Consider the following 18,557-nt stretch of genomic DNA (forward strand, 5'->3'; position numbering starts at 1 on the left):
GCCCGAATAAAGGAACGCCCGGGGCTGCCACAAGAAGGTATGCGCACGCAAAAGCGGAGGGGTGGTCACGAGGACCACCCCTCCGCCCGCGAGCCCGACCACCGCCGGAACACCGCCTGTCGGGTCACTGCCTGTCGGGTCACCGCCGTACGGCTACCCCCGGCCGGCTCCCGCCGGGACCCGTTCGATGAACGGGGCCAACAGGCCGGGTACGGCGTCCTCCGCGAACGCCAGCCCGTCCGAGACGGCCACGTCGCGAACCTTGTACACGCCGCCGCCCGCCGCCGTCGCCGCACCCAGGGTGAACAGGCCGGCCCGGCGCTGGAAAACGGAACGGGTGATGGACCAACCGATGATCCCGTCGCGCTGGAGGGCGGCGGTGCGGCGGGTGAAGGTTCCGGCGCGGGTGACGAGGTAGGGGCCGTGCAGGGCGTGGCCGAGGTTGCGGTAGGCGTCGAAGGCGAAGGCCAGGCCGACGGAGAACAGGACCACGGCGGTGATCCAGCCCGTGTGCACGAGCACGGGGGTGAGCCACAGGCCCAGCCCGACGAAGGGAACGGCGATCAGGACCGACCAGATCAGGGCGCGGTTGATCCTGCGCCGCAGGGCGGCGCGGGGGTGCGGCGCGAATTCCGCGTCGGTGGTCGGGGCGGCGTCCTCGCCGAGGACGTCGGCGGCGATCCGGCGGGCCAGGCCCAGCGGTACGGGCGGGGTGAGGCGGCTGCGGCTGCTGTTCTCGTCCTCGTCTCCCAAGCCGCTGGCGACGGCCTTGAGGCGGGCGCCTCCGGCCCAGCGCAGCAGCAGTGGCTCGGCCACTTCGACGCCGCGCAGCCGCTGTTCCTCGATGCTGACGGAGCGGGTGATGAGCAGGCCGCGGCGGACGCGGAGCATGCCCGTCTCGGGGCGGTCGAGGTGGTAGCCGCCCCAGCCCTCTATGAAGGTCGCCGTCGAGCCGGCGACACCGGTCAGGACGATGACGGCGAAGGCGAGCAGCAGGCCGTACCAGAGCGGCACGGAGCCGAAGCGCCCCTCGATGTCCTTGACGATGCCGAGTTCGAGGGGGTCGATCTTCATCTCGTGCAGCGTGCGGTAGACGGTGCCGACGGCGATGAAGACACCGCCGACGCCCCACAGGGTGAGCGGCGCGTACCGCAGCCACGCCCAGTCGAGGGCGGCGAGGGTGGCGTCCGTGTCGGGGTCGGCGGTCTCCAGGCCCTGGCGGGCGTGGCGGAGTTCGCTGAGCCGGCGGCGCAGCTCTTCGGCGTCGCGGGTGCTGAGGCCGTCCAGGGAGAGGCCGCCGCCGGAGGTGGCCTGGTCGCCGGTGGAGATCTTCAGGGAGGTCAGGCCGAAGATCCGGTGGAGCGGGTTGGCGGTCAGGTCGACGCTGCGGATGCGGTCGACGGGGACCGAGCGTTCGCTGCGGAAGAACCGGCCCTTGTGGAGCTCCACCCGGTCCTCGGTGATGCGGTACCGGGTGGTGAGCAGGCGCATCAGGCTGATGCCGGAGATGACCAGGCAGGTGATGAGGAACGAGGCGAAGGTGATCAGGACTTGGAGGGTGACCTCGCCGGTGATGACGGTGGTGGCGCCGAAGGTGGCCAGCGGTGTGGCGACGACGCTGAGGTTGACGAGGAACAGTCGGGGGTTGAGCCGCCCCCATCCGTCGCTCTCGGTGTACTCCTGCTGTCGCACTGCGGTGTCCGGTGTCACGTGGCGTCTCCCGGTACGGCCTGGGTGGACGTGGTCAGCTGCTCGACGAGCTCGGTGGCGGTCCGGTGGTCGATGCCCTTGATCTTCACGGCGCCCGCGGAGGAGGCGCTGGTGACGGTGATCCCGGAGAGCCCGAACATCTGCTGAAGGGGCCCGCGCAGCATGTCGACGGTCTGGACCCGGGAGAGGGGAACGACGCGCCAGCGCTGCCAGAGCCAGCCGGAGGCGGCGTAGACGGCCTCGTCGGTCATCTCCCAGCGGTGCACCCGGTAGCGCCAGATCGGCATGACGCCCATGTACAGCAGGCCGGGGACGAGCGCGATGAGGAAGAGCGGGCCGAACACGAAGCGTGCGGGCGCGATGGTCAGCCACAGCACGCCGAACACGAGCGGGAGCGGCAGGGCGAAGAGGGACGACTGGAGCGTCCACCAGCCGATGGCCCGGGTCTCGACCCGGTTGCGAGGAGGTCGGAGCCTCAGTTCTTCGTTGTGCGGCACTGCGTCACCCTTGTTCCTGGAACGATGTCGATCGGTCGGTGTCCGTTGCCGTGGCGGCCCGTACGGCGCGCAGCCGGGACAGCAGGACCGCCGTCCGCGCCGCCACCGCCGACAGCGACATCAGCGCGAGCGAGCTCACGAGCACGTCGCTGCCGCTGAGTTGGTAGGTGGTGGTCAGGCGGGCCGTCTGCGGGCCGAACCAGTGCTCGCAGCCGTACGCGAAGAGGAGCTGCACACCGGTGAGGAGGATCCAGACCGCGGCGTAGCCCGCGCCGCCCGTACTGCGGATGTCTCCCGCGAGGGCCCGGTGGGCCGGGAGCAGGGAGCCTGCCGCGAGTCCGCAGATGGCTCCCACCCCGATGCCGGCGAGGTGCAGCGACGTGTCGTTGCCCGCCGTCGGGAAGGAGTGTACGCAGGCGCCGACGGCGAGGACGGCCACCAGCGCGGGGCCCGCGATCCTCACCCGGGTGACGCGCCGGCTGCCGGAGTCGGTCGCGAGGATGACGGCCAGGATCGCTCCGCAGGTCAGGAGCGCCGTCGTGAACTGGCCCACGTGTACAGCCCCGTCCTTCCCGGTGTCCGTGACGACCCGTTGTCGCGGATCCCTTCCGCTGCCTCCACCGTAGGGCGGCGTGCGGGGGCCCGGTGCCGACCGATCGATGGGACCGGCTGTCAACCGATCGACGGACACCGGCGGGGCTCGTGGTAGGACTGGTTCCGTGCACATGTACACGCAGCAGGAGGTTCCGCGGAACGTCCAGGGACGCGGGGCCGACTCGGGGGTCCGCTGGTTCGGTCTGTGGGACGCCTATTTCGCCGTGTCCTACCTCGTCACGGTGGTCCTGCTCTTCACGTCCGACGAGGACCAGGCCCACCGGGCCTTCGCCATCGGCGCGCTGACGCTGATCGTGCCCTGGTACGCCGGACTCGGTCGGAAGCCGATGATCCGCCGGACGCACGGGCGGCGCAACCTCGTGTTCAGCGCCGGCCTGTTCCTGCTGTTCGCGAGCTGCGGCGCCCTCGACCTCGGTGGGTCCTTCGCGCTGTTCGCGGTGGTCCCGATGCTCATGATGAGCCTGCCGATGCCGCCCGCGATCGTGTTGGTCGTCCTGGCCAACCTGTGGCCGGTGACGGTGGTGTGGTTGCGGGGCGGGCAGTTCGATCCGCACATCCTGTCGGTGCTGCCCATCTCGTTGCTGGGCACCGCCCTGTCGGTGCTGCTCGGGGTGTGGATCACCCGCGTGGTGCAGCAGAGTTCGGAACGGGCAGCGTTGATCGACGAGTTGCGGCTGAGTCGGGAGCGGGAGGCGTACCTGTCCCATCAGGCCGGCATCTCGGCCGAGCGGGAGCGCCTGGCCCGGGAGATCCACGACACCCTGGCGCAGAGCCTGACCAGCATCATCAGCCTGGTGCAGGCGGCGGAGTCGGAGGTGGCGGTCAATCCCGAACGGGCCCGGTCCCGGCTCGGGCTGGCCGGGCGGGTGGCCCGGGACAGCCTGGACGAGGCCCGGGGCTTCGTCTCCAAGTTGACCCCGCCGCCGCTGCGGGAGAGCTCGCTGATGCAGGCCGTGCGACGGCAGGCCGATCTGCTGATGGAGGAGACCGGCCTGGCGGTGCGGTGTACGGCCGGGGGCGAGGAGCAGCCGCTGCCGATGGCCGTCAGCGTGGTGCTGCTGCGCTCGGCGCAGGAGGCGTTCGCCAACGTGCGCAAGCACGCCGGGCAGGCCCGTAGGGTGGAGGTCACGGTGGCGTACGCGCCGGAGGCGGTACGCCTCGGGGTCCGCGACGACGGCGCCGGTTTCGACGCGCGGGCGTGGCTGGACGCGCCGCCCGCCGACGAGGACGACGCGGGCGCCGGGGACGACGCGGGTGCCGGGAACGGCGTGCGGGGTGGTTTCGGGTTGCGCGGGATGCGGGCCCGGGTGAGGGAGATCGGCGGCATGGTGCGGGTCGACAGCAGCCCGGGAGCGGGCACGACCATCGAGATCACGGTGCCGCTGGGCCCGGTGGGAGAGGAGCCGGACGATGAGTGAGCCGACGCCGATCGGGGTGTTGCTCGCCGACGACCATCCCGTGGTCCGTGAGGGCCTGTCGGCCATGTTGGAGCTCGACGAGGGCATCCGCGTCGTGGGCCAGGCCGGTTCGGGCGAGGAAGCGGTGCTCCAGGCCGGCCGGTTGAAGCCGGACATCGTCCTGCTCGACCTGCGGATGGGCGCGATGGACGGGGTGGCGGCCACGGGGCACATCCTGCGGGAGTCGCCGCGGACCAAGGTGGTCATCGTGACCACGTACGAGGACGACGCCGACATCCTGCGCGCGGTGGAGGCGGGAGCGGCGGGGTACCTGCTCAAGGGCAGTTCCCGGGACGAGCTGGTGCAGGCGGTGAAGGCGGCGGCCCGCGGCGAGACGGTGCTGACGCCGTCGCTGGCGCCGAAGCTGTTCCGGGCGCGGGTGGTGGAGCCGCCGGTGCTGTCCGAGCGGGAGCGCGAGGTGCTGCAACTGGTCAGGCAGGGCCGGACCAACGCGGACATCGGGCGCCGGCTGTTCATCAGTGAGGCCACGGTCAAGACGCACCTGCTGCGGTCGTTCAAGAAGCTGTCGGTTTCGGACCGCACGGCGGCGGTGATGGCCGCCCTGGAACGCGGCCTGCTGTCCTGACGAGGCACCGGTTGTCCGGGGTCGCACGGCCCCGGACAACCGGCCCCTCCCGTGTCGGGCCCACCGCACGGGGCCCGGGCCTCAGGCGATGCCGGGCAGGCTGAGGTCCCACAGCCGGGCGGGCAGGTCCCGGCGCCGCTTGACCTGGAGCTTGCGGTAGATCCGGGTCAGGTGCTGCTCGACCGTCGAGACGGTCACGTACAGCTTGGTGGCGATCTCCCGGTTGGTGTGGCCGCGCGCCGCGAGGAGCGCCACCCGGGCCTCCGCCTCGGACAACACCTCCGCCTCGCTCGGCGGTTCGGCATCGCGGCCGGGCACGGGGGCGGGCTCGCCGTCGCCCTGCCCGGGGGTGAACTCCTGGCACAGGGGCTGCGCCCCGCAGGACTTGGCCACGTGCCAAGCCTTGCGGACGAGCATCCGGGCCCGGTTGAAGTCCCCGGCCGCCCGATAGGCGCTGCCCAACTCACCAAGACATCTGGCCAGTTGGAGCCGGTCCTCGCCCTGCTCCAGGATTTCCACGGCTTCGGTGAGTCGCTTGAGGCGGTAGCCGAGGTCGCCGCTGGTGCGGGCGAGCGCGAACAACAGGGGTCCCCGCGGCCGGCTGCCGGCCGGGCCCGTCTCGCGCTGCCGCTGCTGTTCGACGTACTCCCGGGCCCGCGGCACGTTCCCGATGGCCAGCCACGCCTCGGCGGCGTCCAACCGCCACGGCACCGGCTCCGCGGCTTCCATGTCCCAGGCCTGCATCAGCTCGCCGCAGGTCAGGAAGTCGCGCAGGGCGGCGTGGTAGCGACCGGTGGCGAGGTGGCAGCGGCCGCGGGCGCGCAAGTAGTGCAGCCCGGTCCGCGTTTCCAACATCGTCTCGGGCACCGGCTGTTCGAGCAGGCTCATGGCCTCTTCGAGGTTGCCCATCCGGGTCTCGGCCTCGATGAGGACGCCCAGCGGCAGCGCGACGCCCACGCCCCAACACGGTACGGATATCAGGGACATGGCCTGGCGGGCCTGGGCGGCGGCGCCCGGCAGGTCGCCCTGGCGCAGCGCGATCTCGGCCCTGACCGCGCCGAGGACGGCCTGCCAGGTCGGCGCGTTGCTGGTGGAGCATTCGCCGAGCAGCCGGTCGATCCAGGTGAGCGCGAGGTCGAGCCGGCCCGCGTAGACGAGGGCCAGTACGGCGAGGACCAGGGAGGTCAGGGTGCGGTCGCTGAGGTGGTAGCGCTGCAGGACCCGGGTCGCGGCGGCCACGGCCGCCTCGCCCTGGCCTCCGCGCAGCGCGGTCCGCATCGCCTCGGCCGCCGGGACGTGGGCGTCGTCCGGCATGTCGTGGGCGGCGGGCCGGCCGGTGGCGGACGCGCCGGCGGCGGGCGTGGTGGGGTCGCAGGCCCCGGCGGGGGCGAACGCGTCCCGCACCGGGGGGCTGATCAGGGACAGCCAGTTCTGTGCGGCGGCGAGGGTGGCGGGTTCGTAGGCGAAGGGCCGGCCGGTGTCGCGGGCCCGGTCGGCTGCGGTCTGCAGGTCGTGTATCGCCTCGGCGGCCTGTCGGGCCTCCCCCATCCAGGCCAGGCAGGACACGGCGTGCAGGAGGTCGCGGTCGGTGAGCCGGCCCGCGCAGAACTCCCGGGAGAGCTGGCGCAGGTGGCCTTCGGCGGCGGCCGGGCTGCTGCGCCAGACGATGCTGACGAGGCGGGACTTCAGCGCGGTGCGGCGGGCGCCGTCCGGGCACGAGTCGACGGCCAGCTCCCCGCAACGCAGGGCGAGTTGGGGATCGTCCTCGACGAGTGCGTACTCGGCGGCGTCCTGGAGGACGGGGATCGCCCACTCCGCCACCGGTTTGCGGGCGGCGAGGAGGTGGCGGGCGACGTCGAGGGCGGGCGCCCCCTCCTGGTGCAGCAGTCGCGCGGCACGCTGGTGGAGCGCGGACAGCGCGCCGGGCGGGGTCGCGGTCAGGACGGCGGCGCGGGTCGCGGGGTCGCGGAAGGCTCCGTCGCGCAGGATCCCGCAGCGGCCGAGGTCCTGGAGGGCCAGTTCGGCGGTCTTGACGTGGACGTCGGTGATGCGGCTGAGCAGGGCGGGCGGGCAGGCGTCGCCGAGGACGGCGACGCCCCGGGCGACGGCCGGCATCTCGGGGTCGCCGCGGTGGAGGCAGTCGAGCACCGCACGCTCGAAGGTGTCGGCGGGGACGAACGGCTGGAACGGCTCGCTGTCGCCGAGGGCGGCCAGTCCGTCCTCCAACAGGGCCTTGACCAGCAGCGGGTTTCCGCCGGTGGCTTCCTGGCAGTCGGCGGAGAGGCGTTGGGCGGCGGCGGTGGAGAAGTGTCCGGCCAGCAGGCGGCCGGTGCCGTCCGCGCTGAGCAGGGGCAGTCGGATGCTCGTGCAGTTGGGCTGGCGCTTCAGTTCGGCGTGGAAGTCGAGCTGGGCGGGCAGCAGCCGGACGGCCTCGGTCAGCACGATGAGGACACCGGCCTGGCGGACCCGACGGGCCAGGCACAGCAGGAAGGCGCGGGAGAGGGCGTCGCCGTGGTGGACGTCGTCGACGGCGATGACGACGGTCCGGCCCCGGGCGATCCGCAGCAGCGAGGCGCACACGTGGGGCAGGACGCGCATGCCGGCTTCGACGGCGCCCGCCGCGCCCTCGGCCCGCGCGGCCTCGGCGCTCACCCCGTCGAGCAGTGCGGTGGTCTCGGCGTGGACGGCGGGGTCCAGTGGTGCGGCGCTGTCGAGGATGCGACGCAGGATCCCGAAGGGGAGGTAGCGCTCGGCTCGCGAGCCGGCCGCTTCCAGGACCAACACCCCTTCGGACAGGGCCTGTTCGGTGAAGCACTCCAGCAGGGTCGTCTTCCCGCCGGCGATGGGTCCGCTGATGACGGCGACGCGTCCGCGGCCCCGGCGGGCGCTGCCGAGCAGGTCGTTCAGCGTCTCCCACTCGTGTTCGCGCTCGACCAGCCTTGCCGCCACGGCCTCGTTCCCTTCCCCCGGAGCACCTGAGCTCGCCCTGCACTGCACTGCGTCGTTCCTCCTCGCACCCCCGCCGGGCGGGCGGGGTGGTTTCCGGGTGCCGCGGGCGGATCGGCTCGTCCTCCGTGCGGGGAGGCGGGCCGGCCCGGACGCGGGGCCCGTTCGTCCGTACGCCGCCGGGTGGGCCGCTGGTCACGCGGCCCGCCCGGCGTGCGGCTCAGCCCTTCCGGACGGGGGCCGCTGCGAGCTCGTCGGAAACAATCTTCAGGATCCGCGCCTGTTGTCCGGCGAGATAGAAATGGCCGCCGGGAAAACGGTGGATGTCGAATTCCGCGCTCGTGTGGCCTTCCCAGGCGTCCGCTTCCTCCGCGCTGGTGCGCGGGTCGGACTCGCCGGTCAGCACGGTGATGGGGGCGTTCACCGTTTCCCGGGGGTCGGCGCGGTAGTTCTCGATGGCCGTGTAGTCGCTCCGAATGGCGGGGAGCACCATGCGGAGGATCTCCTCGTCGCCGAGAATCGCGGAGTTGGTTCCGCTGAGCTCTCGCATTTCGGCAACGATGCCGTCGTCGTCACGTAGGTGAACGGTTTCCTGGCGGAAACTCGACGGTGAGCGGCGACCCGAGGCGAAGATGCGGACGGGGTTGATCCCGTGGTCGCGTTCCAGCCGGCGCGTCACCTCGAAGGCCAGGACGGCGCCCATGCTGTGGCCGAACAGCGCCACGGGTCGGTCCAGCCAGGGCAGGAGCGCGCTGGTCAGGGCGTCGGCGTAGACGCCGATGTCCGTGATTCCCGGCTCGTGCCGGCGGTCCTGGCGTCCGGGGTACTGGACGCTCAGGACGTCCACCGCCGGGGCCAGGGCCTGGGACATGGGGAAGTAGAAGGAGGCGGATCCGCCGGCGTGCGGGAGGCAAACCAGTCGGATCGGGCTTTCGTCCGCGGCGTGGTAGCGGCGGATCCAGCCGTCGGCATTCTGCTTGGCGATCAAGGGATGAAAACTCCGTGTTCCAGTCCGTAAGCAGCACAAGAACTCGACGATGCGAGTCTTTTTGCGACTTCCGCACACGCGTTCCGTTGCTCTATGTCTAGCAGAGCGGGAATCTCGCCAGTACCCCTAGGTTTGGAACCCCCCGAACCCCTATGGCGGCCGAAAATCGCCTCTCACACCCTCCACTCGGCCGAAACCGTTCGTAATTCAACTGTTGATCACGGAATGACTCGCCGGGTGATGCCCGACTACGCCCTGACGAGCGCGCATGCGCCGACCTCACCATCACTTTCCGGACATTGCCTTTTCAGCCGGCCGCGCGAAATGGTCTGCACCAATCCGACCGTCCAGCAGGTGGGACAACCGCGAAAGGCGATCAGGGCCAACGGCGCCGCGAGCAGGCTCACCGCGCCGACGACGGGCACCAGGGCGATCGACCCGCCGATCAACCCGAACCCGAGCGCGCCGCGCACCAGGTGGCCCGGCACGGACCTGCTGGCGAAATCCGGCCCGGCGGCCGGGGAACGGGCCCCGGCCGGAGCACCGGGGGTGGCCGGAGCCGGCGCCTGTTTCATCGTGTTCACGGTTGTCCCTCTCCTCGGTCCGATGGCTCGCTCGCTCGACCGGGTCGCCGGTCGGTTGCTCCTCCGCCCGGGCCGCCCGGCCCGCCCGGCCCGCCCGGAAGCCGGTCGGCTGTCGCCAGTGAGTGCCGCACGGTCGCGCGCGCCCGGTGCAGCCGCGACTTCATCGCGGCACTGCTCAGGCCGAGCGAGTGCGCGACGGCCCTGCCCGGCAGGCCCTGCACGTCCCGCATGATCAGGACCTGCCGTTGGTCCCGGGGCAGGGCGCCGACCGCCGCCGCGATCCGCGCCACCTCCAACCCGTGCAGCACCGCGTCCTCGGCGGACGGTTCCACGGGCGCCCGCGAAGCGGCCGACGCCTCGTCCCCTCGCGGGACGAGCAGGCGCACCTGCCGCAGGCATTCGTTGCGCACGATCCGGAACATCCACGAGGCGAGCGCGCCCGTGGCCCGCAGGGTGCCGATCCTGCGGTACAGGATGATCAGCGCCTCCTGTGCCGCGTCCTCGGCGTCCTGCGGCGAGGCGCACAGGGACAGGGCGAACTTGCGCACGTGGGGCTGGGACTCCTTGACGACGCTGGTGAGCGACGTGACGTCGCCGTCCTGGGCCGCCTTGATCAGCCGCTCGTCCGGCCAACGGAAACGCTGGTTCATCTGCTCCTCACATCCACCGGACGCCGCCGCGCGCGGGCGCGGCTCAGGCCCGGCTCCGGTAGCGCCGCAGCAGGTGCCAACCGCAGGCGGCCGTGAGCAGGACTCCGACGCCTACGAGCACGGTGATCATCATGGCATTCCTCCCGGTTCCGCCGGCCCGTTCGACCGGCACACACACAAGAGGTGGGAAGACCCGCAGAGGATTCACTTCCGGCCGAACTTTTTTCCGGCCGGGTCCGGGCGGGCACACGGGAGGGCCGCGCCCGCCGGAACCGAAGCGTGGGGCGCCGGCGGCCCCCCTCGGCGGGAGGCGGCCTACGCGCCGATCGGGGAGGGATTTCGGGGGTCGGCCGGGCGGGGCACGAAGACCGGGGAGTCCGACTGGTAGAACAGGTCGATGTCGGCCTCCTCACCACCCACGATCAAGGTGTCCCAGGCGCCGCTCTCCCGCAGGGTGCGCAGGGTCACGGGGGCGATCACGGCCAGGTGGGAACGCAGCTCCCCGTCCGTCGGCAGGCCCGGCATCCGCGGGGCCAGTCGTTCCCGGATCCCGACCATCCGCTCCAGCAACGCCTCCAGGTCACTCCCGTCCACGCCTTCGCCCGGAACCACGCCCGGGCCGCCCGACACGGCAGCGCCGGCGGCCCCGGCGCCGCGCGCGATGATGTCCCGGATGGCGCGGGTGACACCCTGCTCGTCCGTGGTCACCATCGCGTTCCAGGCCCGGCTCTTGTGCCGGTACTGGAGCATGGACATCGCCGCCTCGTGACGGATGAAGTCGGCGTCCCTCAGCGGCTTGCCCTGCCAGGCGCGGCTGAGGGAGCGGGCCAGCGAAGTGGCGGACGCCAGACCGCTGTTGAGGCCGCGTCCCGGCCAGAAGTGGATGGCGTTGGCGGCGTCGCCCAGCAGGAATCCGTACGTACCGGGAGTGGTTGCCGTCGGTCGGTGCAACTGCGCGGTGAAGCGGGGGCGCTGCACCATGTCCAGTCGGAACGAGGTGATCGCGGACAGGTCGTCCTCGGCCACCCCGAACAACCTCAGGCCCTGCCGGATCTCCTTCCACAGCGGGGAACCCCGCAGCAGGGCGGGCAGGAAGAGGGTGCCGTGGGTCGGGCAGCGGAACTCGTTGTCCTCCTCCTGCCGGCTCATCAGGCAGGGGCGGGCGGCTATGCACTCCTCGAAGACGTGACGCACCGGGTCGATGCCGATGACGTTCCCGGCCTCCTCCCGGGTGAGCCGCATGTTCAGGAAGCCCTCGCCGCGCAGCGAGTTGAGCAGGAAGCGGTTCTGCGACACGGTGAGCAGCACGCTCATCGGGTCGGGCAGCTTCGACTTGACGCGCAGCCCCAGGACGACGTCCTGGAGGTGCTCGCCGTCGAGGGAGTAGATGGAGGCGTCGGCCGCGCCGAAGCGGTCGGCGTAGTGCTCACGGGTGCGGGAGCGGCCGCCCTCGCAGACCACCAGGACGTGCTCCTGCGTGAGCCGGTTCTGCTGCTCCGCCACGTCGAACCGCTTGGGTACGAGTCGGATCGACGGTTTCCGGTCGGCCAGTTCCAGCAGCCGGTCCTCGATGTGGGCGATCCGGATGTTGCGGGGTGGTCGGCCGTCGACCGAGTCCGGGCCGACGGGCCACATCTCGGAGTAGGAACGCTCGTCGTCGAACAGCGCGGAGAGCACCTCGTCCGACAGGGCGAGGTACTGCCGGCTCTGGACGGTCACCACCTGTTGGCGGCGGAAGTTTCCCTGCGTCTCGTCCTTCCAGACGATCGCGGAGCCCTTCCTGGTCCAGCGTCCGTCGTAGAGGGTGATGGCCGTGCGCCCGGGCAGCATCTCGTCCAGCGCCAGGGCGAAGGCCAGACCCACCGGGCCGCCGCCGGTGATGGTGACCCGCAGCGTTCCGGGGTCCGCGGCGCTCGGCCGGGGGACGTCCAGCAGGGAGAGGTCCATGACCGTCTCCAGGGCGTCCTGCGCCTCGTAGAGAAACGTTTCGTCACCGATGCGGATGCAGTCGCCCGGGCGCAGTACGTGCCGCTGGACGCGCTGGTCGTTGACGAACGTGCCGTTGCGGCTGTCCCGGTCGTGGAGGACGAACCCGGCGTCCTCCGTGATGACCTCGGCGTGCAACCGGGAGGCACTGGGGCTGACGATCACGACGCCGTTGTCGCTCTTGCGCCCGAAGCTGAGGGGCTCGCCGCCCAGAACCACGCTCTGCCCGGTGAAGGGACCCGTGCGCCCAACGATGACCGATGGCACTCCACACTCCTTGAAGAAGACGCCTGCTGACCTCGTACGACAGCAACACGCCCTTCCGAAGGTGTTCGGTTCAACCATTTCTTGAATTTCTTTGCGCCCGGTGAACCGCAAGGGCCGGTCCGTACGTGATGTTTCGCGTCGGCCGACGACCAAAGGGAGAACTGCCCCCATGCACAACGACGAATCCGAGACCGCGACCCTGACGGAGACCGCGCTCGCGGCCACCACCACGGCAACCACATCGGGCACGGAGGGCACGACGACGACGGCCGGCGCCGGGGCGGCGGCGGCGGCGGACCGACTCATCGCGGGTCGCTACCGGCTGCTGTCCCGGCTCGGCGAAGGCGGCATGGGCACCGTGTGGCGGGCCCGCGACGAGACCCTGCACCGAGAGGTCGCCGTCAAGGAGGTCCGGGCGCCGGCCGGCCTGCGGGCCGACGCCATCAGCCGGATGTACAGCCGGTTGGAACGGGAGGCCTGGGCGGCGGCCCGCATACCCGACCGCAACGTGGTGACGGTCCACGACGTGGTCACGGAGGACGACCGCCCCTGGATCGTGATGGAACTGATCCGCGGGCAGTCACTGGCCGATCTGCTGCGCGCCGAGGGACCGCTCACGCCGCGCCACGCCGCGCACATCGGCGCGGAGGTCCTGAACGCGCTGCGCGCCGCGCACGCCGTCGGCGTCGAGCACCGGGACGTCAAGCCGGCGAACGTACTGCTCGCAGACGACGGGCGGGTGGTGCTCAGCGACTTCGGCATCGCGGTGGTCGAGGGCAGCACGGCCCTGACCATGACGGGCGAGGTGGTCGGCTCCCCCGAGTACCTGCCGCCGGAGCGGGCGCTCGGCCGTCCCTCCGGCCCCGAGTCGGACCTGTGGTCCCTCGGAGTGATGCTGTACGCGGCAGTGGAGGGGGTCTCGCCGTTCCGGCAGGACACCGCGCTGAGCACCCTGCGGGCCGTCGTGGACGAGGAACCGCCGGCGCCGACCCGGGCCGGCCCGCTCGCACCCGTCATCGCCGGGCTGCTGCGCAAGGAGCCCGCCGAGCGGACCCCCGCCGCTCAGGTCACCGAATCGCTGCGGGAGATCGCGCACGAACCGGACGCCACCACGACCGCCGCCCGCGTCCTGGCGACACCGGTCGCCGCGCCCGCGCCGCCGGAGCCCGAGCCCGAGCCGGCGACGGAACCCACGACGACGGCTCCGTCGACGGCCGTGCCGACCGCCGCGCCGACCGCCGAAGTCACCGACGCGACGCCGGCGGCGCCCGCGATCCCCACGGCCCCGCCCCGCAAGCGCCGTACGGCGGTCCTCGTCGCGGCCGGCGCCGCCGTCTGCCTACTGATCTCCGGCGGGGTGGCCCTCGCACTGGCCGGCGGCGGGGACGCCGCCCCCGACTCCGGGGTACGGATGTCGGTGGCGGGCGCGAACACCACCTACACCGGTAGCTGCCCCACCCCCGAGAACCGGGCCCCGGCCTTCACCGCGACGTTCACCGCCTCCGAGCCGACCCTGATCTCCTACCGCTGGGTGTCCGGTGACGGCTCCGTGGTGGACCCCCACTGGCGCACCATGTCGATCGGGTCCGAGGCCAACCCCACGGGCCACGACACCGTGCGCCTGACGACCTGGGCGAAGAGCGGCAACCTGACCACCGGAATGGCCGTGGAACTCCAAAGCCCCACCCGCACCACCTCCAACCCGGTCCCCTTCTCCATCACCTGCACGGGCTGACCGCCGGGTCGGGCGGGTCACCGGGCCCCCGCCGGCCGCCGGGCACGGGCGGGGTGAACCGAACGGTGTGGAGCGGGGGTTGCGGCTTTCCCGGAGTCGGCCTTTCGAGGAGGGAAGATCGCTACCGTGGTGGGAGTTCGGTTCAAGGAGGGGAGCCATGAAGGCTGACACGGTTGATCTGCGGCGGATCTTCGGCAGGGACGTCCGGTACACGGTGCCGCTGTTCCAGCGTCCCTACGTCTGGGACCGGGACGACAACTGGGCCGCCCTGTGGGAGGACGTTCGCCGGACGGTGGAGCGGGCGGAGGAGGCGGTGCGCTCCGGGGAGGCCGTCGCGCCGCACTTTCTCGGCGCCGTCGTCTTCGACGAGGCGCCCCACATGTCGTCCGATCTCGAAACCCGGCAGGTCATCGACGGACAACAGCGCCTGACCACACTTCAGTTGTTCCTCTTCGCGGCGAGGCTGTCGGCCACCGCGCGGGACGACAACAAGTCCGTACGACTGCTCGGCAAGTTCCTGGAGAACGACCAGGACCTGTACGACCGCGGCCGGCACCCCGACCACCTCTTCAAGGTCTGGCCCACGAACGCCGACCGCGAGGAGTTCCGCTCCGTCATGCTCGGCAAGGGCGGCAGCGGCCGACTGAACCAGGCGGTCGACTACTTCCAGCAGGAGATCGACAAGTGGCTGGCCGAGGTGCCCGAACCGCACGAGCGGCTCGGGGCGCTGGTGCAGACGATGCGTGAGCACCTGCGCCTGGTCGTCATCGACCTGGAGGAGCACGACGACGCCCAGGTCGTCTTCGAGACCCTCAACAGCCGCGGCACCCCGTTGGAACACGCCGACCTGGTCAAGAACCTGCTGTTCCGGGACGCCGAACACGCCGGCGCGGACATCGACCGCCTCTACCGGACGTACTGGGCGCCCTTCGACCAGGCCGAGTGGCGGACCGAGCAGACGACGGGCCGCATCACGCGCAGCCGCCTCGACGTCTTCTTGACCTATTGGCTCACCATGCGCACGCAGCGCGAGTTCACCTCCTCGGCGTTGTTCAAGGAGTTCGAGCGCTGGCTGCGGGCCGCCTCCGTTCCCACCGAGGACGTGTTCGCGGAGCTCGCGCGGTACGCCGAGATCTACGAGCGTCTCGACCATCACCCGGCGCACGGGCCCGAGGGCCGGTTCCTGTACCGGATGAAGGTCATGCAGATGTCGACACCGATGCCCCTGCTCCTCTTCCTCTACGGGCTCGGTGAGGATGTGCTCCCACCCGAGCGCCGGCGCAACGCCGTTCGCGCCGTCGACAGTTACCTCGTGCGGCGGGCCATTCTCAATCTGAGCAACCGGGACTACAACCACGTCTTCCGCGATCTGGTGGCCGCCGCGGCCCGGGAGCCCGGGCGGGCGGACGAAGTCATCATCAAGAGCCTGACGGGGATGCAGGGCCAGCACCGGAACTGGCCGACCGATGACGAATTCCGTACGGCCCTGGAGCAGGACCCCCTGTACGCCCGTCTCTACCGTCACCGGGTACGCATCCTCCTGGAGGCGCTGGAGGACGAACTGCGCACCGACCACACGGAGCAGCTCACCGCCCCGATCGGCGAGCAGCTCGGTTCGAAGCTGACGATCGAGCACGTCATGCCGCAGAGCTGGCGGGACAACTGGCCTCCCCTGGCGGACGATCCGGACGAAGGGGCCGGCCGCGACGAGCTGGTGCACACCCTCGGCAACCTGACCCTGGTCACGGCCCGCCTCAATCCCACCCTCGGCAACATGGCCTGGGCGGACAAGCGCCGGTGGCTCGGTGAGCACAGCCTCCTGCGCCTCACCCACGGCACGCTGCTCAACCCCCCGCCCGGTTCCGGCATCGACGCCTGGGCCTCCTGCTGGGACGAGGACCGGATCCGTGCCCGGGGCGCCCACCTCGCCTCGTTGGTCCTGGGCATCTGGCCATCGGCCGACGGACTGCGTGCCGTCGAGACCGTCCCTACCGTCCCCGCCTCCAGGGCCGCCGGGCGCTGACCCGTCCGCCCTCACCCTCCTCGCCGGCCGGATCCTCCTCGCCGGGTGACCCGTTGCGGGACCGACCTTCCGGTCGGTCCCGCGCCCCGGACGGGAATCAGTCGCGCAGCGCCGGGATGATGTCGGAGCCGTAGGCGTCGATGGTGGCCTCGCGGGCGTCGTGCATGTCGTAGACGGCGAACTGGTCGACGCCCAGGGCGCGCAGGGCACGTAGCTTCTCGATGTGCGCCTCGGGCGGGCCCAGCAGACAGAAGCGGTCGACGATCTCGTCGGGGACGAAGTCGGCCGACGGGTTCCCGGTGCGGCCGTGGTGGCTGTAGTCGTATCCCTGGCGGGTCTTGACGTACTCGGTGAGCTCGTCCGGGACCATGGAGGAGTGCTCGCCGTACCGGGAGACGAGGTCGGCGACGTGGTTGCCGACCATGCCGCCGAACCAGCGGCACTGGTCGCGGGCGTGGGTGAGATCCTCTCCCACGTAGGCGGGGGCCGCCACACAGATGGTGAGCGCGTCGGGGTCGCGGCCGGCCTCCGCGGCAGCCCGGCGGACCGCCTTGATCATCCACTCGGTCAGGTAGGGGTCGGCGAGTTGGAGGATGAATCCGTCCGCCTTCTGTCCGGCCAGCGCGAGGGCCTTCGGCCCGTACGCGGCCATCCAGACGGGCAGTTTCCCGTCCTTGATCCACGGGATCCGCAGCGGCTTGCCGTCCACCTCCGCCTCGCGGCCCTCGGCGAGGTCACGGATGACGTCGATGGCCTCGCCCAGCCGGGCCAGGGTGTTGGGGGCCCGGCCGGCGACCCGCATCGCCGAGTCGCCGCGGCCGATGCCGCAGACGGTGCGGTTGCCGTACATGTCGTTGAGGGTGGCGAAGGTGGAGGCGGTGACCTCCCAGGTGCGGGTGCCCGGGTTGGTGACCATCGGGCCGATGGTCATCCGCTGCGTGTTGGCCAGGATCTGGCTGTAGATGACGAACGGTTCCTGCCACAGGACCGCCGAGTCGAAGGTCCAGCCGTAGCGGAACCCGTTGCGCTCGGCCCGCTTCATCAGGCTGACGACCTGGGAGGCGGGCGGGTCGGTTTGCAGGACGAGGCCGAAGTCCATGTCGGGACTCTCCTTACAGGTACTGGCAGGTCGAGCGGTGGACGAAGGCCCCGTGGCCGGCCCGGCCGGTGTACTCCCGGCGGTCGATGACGAGTTCGCCGCGCGAGAGGACCGTGTCGACGCGTCCGGTGATCCGCCTGCCCTCGTACGCCGAGTAGTCCACGTTCATGTGGTGCGTCTCGGCGGAGATGACCTGCTCGGCGTGCGGATCGTAGAGGACGATGTCGGCGTCGGAACCGGGCGCGATGGTGCCCTTCTGCGGGTAGAGGCCGAACATCCGGGCCGGGGTCGCGCAGGCGATCTCGATCCAGCGGCGGCGGCTGATGTGCCCGTCCAGGACGGCCTGGTGGAGGAGGTCCATGCGGTTCTCCACCCCCGGCAGCCCGTTCGGGATCTTCGAGAAGTCGCCCCGGCCCAGCTCCTTCTGGCCCCGGAAGCAGAACGGGCAGTGGTCGGTGGAGACCACCTGGAGGTCGTTGGTGCGCAACCCCCGCCACAGGGCGGCCTGGTGTTCGCGCGGGCGCAGCGGGGTGGAGCACACGTACTTGGCGCCCTGGAAGTCGGGCTCCGCGAGGTTGTCGGTGGACAGGAACAGGTACTGCGGACAGGTCTCGCCGAAGACCGGCAGGCCCTTGTCCCGGGCCGCGGCCAGCTCCGCCACCGCCTCCTCCGCGGAGACGTGCACCACGTACAGCGGGGAGCCGGCCACCCGGGCGAGTTGGATCGCCCGGTGGGTGGCCTCGGCTTCGAGGAGGACCTTGCGGACCTCGCCGTGGTGGCGGGGGTCCGTCTCGCCGCGCGCCAGGGCCTGTTCGACGAGGACGTCGATCGCGATGCCGTTCTCGGCGTGCATCATGATCAGCCCGCCGTTGCCCGACGCCCGCTGCATGGCGCGCAGGATCTGCCCGTCGTCGGAGTAGAAGACGCCGGGGTACGCCATGAACAGCTTGAACGAGCTGACGCCCTCCTCGACGAGGAGGTCCATTTCCTTGAGGGTGCCCTCGTTGACGTCCGAGAGGATCATGTGGAAGGCGTAGTCGATCGCGCAGTTGCCGTCGGCCTTGGCGTACCAGGTGTCGAGGCCCTCGCGCAGGGAGCGGCCCACGCTCTGCACGGCGAAGTCGACGATGGTGGTGGTGCCGCCCCACGCCGCGGCGCGGGTGCCGGTCTCGAAGGTGTCCGAGGCGGCGGTGCCGCCGAAGGGGAGTTCCATGTGGGTGTGCGCGTCGACGCCGCCCGGGATGACGTACTTGCCCGAGGCGTCGATGGTGCGGTCGGCCGTCCAGACCCGGGCGGCCTCCGAGCCGTGCGCGGCGAGCGCCGCGACCCGGCCGTCCTCGATGAGGACGTCCGCGTGGAGCTCGTCGGCGGCGGTGACGACCAGCCCGCCGCGGATCAGGGTGCGGATGCTCAT

The 18,557-nt window shown here is 71.5% G+C and carries 14 protein-coding genes; 4 read left to right on the top strand and 10 right to left on the bottom strand.

What is annotated here, in order from left to right; all coding sequences use genetic code 11:
• Positions 1-153 precede the first annotated feature (153 nt).
• Genes ACZ4XJ_RS32265 through ACZ4XJ_RS32275 form a run of 3 tightly spaced genes read right to left on the bottom strand, consistent with a single transcriptional unit; the run spans position 154 to position 2,760 of the window.
• Positions 154-1,710 carry a PH domain-containing protein gene (locus ACZ4XJ_RS32265; RefSeq protein ID WP_468498238.1) on the bottom strand — a complete coding sequence of 519 codons (1,557 nt, stop codon included), beginning with the start codon at positions 1,708-1,710 and terminating at the stop codon, positions 154-156.
• Positions 1,707-2,207: a PH domain-containing protein gene (locus ACZ4XJ_RS32270; RefSeq protein WP_362876320.1), complete on the bottom strand. Its 501-nt coding sequence runs from the start codon at positions 2,205-2,207 to the stop codon at positions 1,707-1,709. The genes ACZ4XJ_RS32265 and ACZ4XJ_RS32270 overlap by 4 nt, the downstream gene beginning before the upstream one ends.
• 4 nt (positions 2,208-2,211) lie before the next feature.
• A complete protein-coding gene (locus tag ACZ4XJ_RS32275) occupies positions 2,212-2,760 on the bottom strand; it encodes a hypothetical protein (protein WP_362876321.1) in 549 nt (182 codons plus the stop codon).
• Between the two features lie 172 nt (positions 2,761-2,932).
• Between ACZ4XJ_RS32275 and ACZ4XJ_RS32280 the strand changes: the two genes are divergently transcribed.
• Both ACZ4XJ_RS32280 and ACZ4XJ_RS32285 read left to right on the top strand, forming a co-directional pair.
• A complete protein-coding gene (locus ACZ4XJ_RS32280) occupies positions 2,933-4,240 on the top strand; it encodes a sensor histidine kinase (protein ID WP_362876442.1) in 1,308 nt (435 codons plus the stop codon).
• Complete coding sequence (locus ACZ4XJ_RS32285; protein WP_362876322.1) at positions 4,233-4,865, top strand: response regulator transcription factor; 633 nt, start codon at positions 4,233-4,235, stop codon at positions 4,863-4,865. Before ACZ4XJ_RS32280 ends, ACZ4XJ_RS32285 begins: the two co-directional genes overlap by 8 nt.
• Before the next feature lie 81 nt (positions 4,866-4,946).
• On the opposite strand, the gene ACZ4XJ_RS32290 is transcribed toward ACZ4XJ_RS32285, so the two are convergent.
• The 5 genes from ACZ4XJ_RS32290 to ACZ4XJ_RS32310 all read right to left on the bottom strand — a co-directional run bounded on the left by ACZ4XJ_RS32290 (position 4,947) and on the right by ACZ4XJ_RS32310 (position 12,286).
• The gene (locus tag ACZ4XJ_RS32290) at positions 4,947-7,814 is read right to left on the bottom strand and encodes a helix-turn-helix transcriptional regulator (RefSeq protein ID WP_468498239.1); all 2,868 of its coding nucleotides are present in this window, start codon (positions 7,812-7,814) and stop codon (positions 4,947-4,949) included.
• A 217-nt stretch (positions 7,815-8,031) separates the two neighbouring features.
• Entirely contained in the window at positions 8,032-8,799 is a 768-nt protein-coding gene (locus ACZ4XJ_RS32295; protein WP_362876324.1) for a thioesterase II family protein, read from the bottom strand.
• Positions 8,800-9,047: 248 nt separating this feature from the next.
• On the bottom strand, positions 9,048-9,374 hold the full coding sequence (locus tag ACZ4XJ_RS32300; RefSeq protein ID WP_468498280.1) for a hypothetical protein: 327 nt from the start codon (positions 9,372-9,374) through the stop codon (positions 9,048-9,050).
• A 5-nt stretch (positions 9,375-9,379) separates the two neighbouring features.
• The gene (locus ACZ4XJ_RS32305) at positions 9,380-10,033 is read right to left on the bottom strand and encodes an RNA polymerase sigma factor (protein WP_468498240.1); all 654 of its coding nucleotides are present in this window, start codon (positions 10,031-10,033) and stop codon (positions 9,380-9,382) included.
• A gap of 315 nt (positions 10,034-10,348) precedes the next feature.
• Positions 10,349-12,286: an FHA domain-containing protein gene (locus tag ACZ4XJ_RS32310; RefSeq protein ID WP_468498241.1), complete on the bottom strand. Its 1,938-nt coding sequence runs from the start codon at positions 12,284-12,286 to the stop codon at positions 10,349-10,351.
• A 169-nt stretch (positions 12,287-12,455) separates the two neighbouring features.
• Here ACZ4XJ_RS32310 and ACZ4XJ_RS32315 point away from each other — a divergent pair, with 169 nt between their 5' ends.
• Positions 12,456-14,021 carry a serine/threonine-protein kinase gene (locus tag ACZ4XJ_RS32315; protein WP_468498242.1) on the top strand — a complete coding sequence of 522 codons (1,566 nt, stop codon included), beginning with the start codon at positions 12,456-12,458 and terminating at the stop codon, positions 14,019-14,021.
• A gap of 157 nt (positions 14,022-14,178) precedes the next feature.
• Complete coding sequence (locus tag ACZ4XJ_RS32320; protein ID WP_468498243.1) at positions 14,179-16,044, top strand: DUF262 domain-containing protein; 1,866 nt, start codon at positions 14,179-14,181, stop codon at positions 16,042-16,044.
• A gap of 97 nt (positions 16,045-16,141) precedes the next feature.
• Here ACZ4XJ_RS32320 and ACZ4XJ_RS32325 read toward each other — a convergent pair whose 3' ends face one another.
• Both ACZ4XJ_RS32325 and hydA read right to left on the bottom strand, forming a co-directional pair.
• Complete coding sequence (locus ACZ4XJ_RS32325; protein ID WP_468498244.1) at positions 16,142-17,143, bottom strand: TIGR03842 family LLM class F420-dependent oxidoreductase; 1,002 nt, start codon at positions 17,141-17,143, stop codon at positions 16,142-16,144.
• Positions 17,144-17,156: 13 nt separating this feature from the next.
• Positions 17,157-18,557 carry a dihydropyrimidinase gene (hydA, locus tag ACZ4XJ_RS32330; protein WP_468498245.1) on the bottom strand — a complete coding sequence of 467 codons (1,401 nt, stop codon included), beginning with the start codon at positions 18,555-18,557 and terminating at the stop codon, positions 17,157-17,159.

It is taken from the genome of Streptomyces sp. NPDC029836 (assembly GCF_055574495.1).